Source organism: Inquilinus sp. (assembly GCF_057815775.1).
The window spans coordinates 1-2,836 of sequence record NZ_JBYRFX010000659.1 but is presented as its reverse complement, the minus strand read 5'-3'; the positions used below and the strand labels follow the sequence as shown (position 1 = coordinate 2,836).

At 66.2% G+C, this 2,836-nt stretch carries 1 protein-coding gene; it reads left to right on the top strand.

Features of this window, described 5'->3' with window-relative positions; all coding sequences use genetic code 11:
- A partial coding sequence (gene rpoB / locus AC3XYG_RS22890; protein WP_489142174.1) for a DNA-directed RNA polymerase subunit beta occupies window positions 1-2,836 on the top strand: 2,836 nt, incomplete at both ends.

The following is a 2,836-nucleotide window of genomic DNA, read 5'->3' as shown; positions in this document are numbered from 1 at the left end:
CGTAAAGATGAACATGCGCCTCGACTTCGAGGGCGTGCCCGATTCGCAGCGCACACTGCGTCGCGAGGACATCCTCTCGGTGGTCAAGGTGCTGCACGGCCTGAAGGACGGCCGCGGCGAGATCGACGACATCGATCACCTCGGCAACCGTCGCGTCCGCTCGGTCGGCGAGCTGATGGAGAACCAGTACCGCGTCGGCCTGCTGCGCATGGAGCGGGCGATCCGCGAGCGCATGTCCTCGGTCGACATCGACACGATCATGCCGCACGACCTGATCAACGCGAAGCCGGCGGCGGCGGCGGTGCGCGAGTTCTTCGGCTCGTCGCAGCTCAGCCAGTTCATGGACCAGACCAACCCGCTGTCCGAGATCACGCACAAGCGTCGTCTCTCGGCCCTCGGGCCCGGCGGTCTGACCCGTGAGCGGGCCGGCTTCGAAGTGCGCGACGTGCATCCGACCCACTACGGCCGGATCTGCCCGATCGAGACACCGGAAGGCCCGAACATCGGCCTGATCAACTCGCTGGCGACCTATGCCCGGGTGAACAAGTACGGCTTCATCGAGAGCCCCTACCGCAAGATGGCGGACGGCCGCGTCACCGACGAGGTCATCTACCTCTCGGCGATGGAGGAAAGCCGCTACACCATCGCCCAGGCGAATGCCGAGCTGGACGGGGAAGGGCGCTTCGTCGGCGACCTCGTCTCGTGCCGGCAGGGCGGCGACTACATCATGTCGAAGCCGGAATCGATCGACCTGGTGGACGTGTCGCCGAAGCAGATCGTCTCGGTGGCCGCGGCGCTGATCCCGTTCCTCGAGAACGACGACGCCAACCGCGCGCTGATGGGCTCGAACATGCAGCGTCAGGCCGTGCCGCTGGTGCGCGCCGATGCGCCGCTGGTCGGCACCGGCATGGAAGGCACGGTCGCCCGTGACTCCGGTGTGACCATCGTCGCCCGCCGGGCCGGCATCGTCGACACGGTCGACGCCACCCGCGTCGTCGTGCGGGTGACCGACACTGAAGGCGCCAGCTCGACGGTCGACATCTACAACCTGCTGAAGTTTCAGCGTTCGAACCAGAGCACCTGCATCACCCAGCGTCCGCTGGTGAAGGTCGGTGACCGCGTGGTCAAGGGCGACATCATCGCCGACGGCCCGTCGACCGAGCTGGGCGAGCTCGCGCTCGGCCGCAACGTGCTCGTCGCGTTCATGCCCTGGAATGGCTACAACTTCGAGGACTCGATCCTCATCTCCGAGCGCATCGTCAAGGACGACGTCTTCACCTCGATCCACATCGAGGAGTTCGAGGTGATGGCGCGCGACACCAAGCTCGGCCAGGAAGAAATCACCCGCGACATCCCGAATGTCGGTGAAGAGGCGCTGCGCCACCTCGACGAGGCGGGCATCGTCTACATCGGCGCCGAGGTGAAGCCGGGCGACATCCTGGTCGGCAAGGTCACGCCGAAGGGCGAAAGCCCGATGACGCCGGAAGAGAAGCTGCTGCGCGCCATCTTCGGCGAGAAGGCGTCCGACGTCCGCGACACCTCGCTGCGCCTGCCGCCGGGTGTCACCGGCACGATCGTCGAGGTGCGGGTGTTCTCGCGCCGCGGCGTCGACAAGGACGAGCGTGCGCTGGCGATCGAGCGGGCCGAGATCGAGCGGCTGGCCAAGGACCGCGACAGCGAGCGCGCGATCCTGGAGCGCAGCTTCTTCGCCCGGCTGAAGGAACTGCTGCTCGGGCAGACCTCGGTCTCCGGTCCGAAGGGCTTCGCGGCCGGCGGCGAGATCACAGATGTGCAGCTGAAGGACTTCAGCCGCGGCCAGTGGCGCCAGGTCACCATCGCCGATGAGGCGCGGATGTCCGATATCGAGGGCATGGGCCGTCACTTCGACGACCAGGTGAAGGCGCTCGAGGCGCGGTTCGACAACAAGGTCGAAAAGCTGCAGCGCGGCGACGAACTGCCCCCGGGCGTGATGAAGATGGTCAAGATCTTCGTCGCGGTGAAGCGCAAGCTGCAGCCCGGCGACAAGATGGCCGGCCGTCACGGCAACAAGGGCGTCGTGTCCAAGATCATGCCGATCGAGGACATGCCGTACCTGGAGGACGGCACCCATGTCGACCTCGTGCTGAACCCGCTCGGCGTGCCCAGCCGCATGAATGTCGGCCAGATCCTGGAAACCCATCTCGGTTGGGCTGCGGCCGGCATCGGCCGCCAGATCGGCGAGATCGTCGACCAGTACCAGGCCACGGTGCGGCGCGGCGAGGACACCGCCAAGGTAATCACGGCGCTGCACACCAAGCTCGAGGACGTCTATGCCGGCGGTGGCCAGTATGACGAAGACATCAAGGGCATGTCGGTCGACGAAGTGATCGAGATGTCCGGCAATCTCCGCAAGGGCGTGCCGATGGCCACGCCGGTGTTCGACGGCGCCCGCGAGGACGACATCGTGCATATGCTGGAGAAGGCGGGTCTTGCCTCCTCGGGCCAGGTGACGCTCAGCGATGGCCGTACCGGCGAGCAGTTCGCCCGCAAGGTGACCGTCGGCTACATCTACATGCTGAAGCTGCATCATCTGGTGGACGACAAGATCCACGCCCGCTCGATCGGCCCGTACAGCCTGGTCACCCAGCAGCCGCTGGGCGGCAAGGCCCAGTTCGGCGGACAGCGCTTCGGTGAAATGGAAGTCTGGGCGCTGGAAGCCTACGGTGCGGCCTACACGCTGCAGGAGATGCTGACGGTGAAGTCGGACGACGTGTCCGGCCGCACCAAGGTCTACGAGGCGATCGTCCGTGGCGACGACAACTTCGAGGCCGGCATCCCGGAATCCTTCAACGTTCTG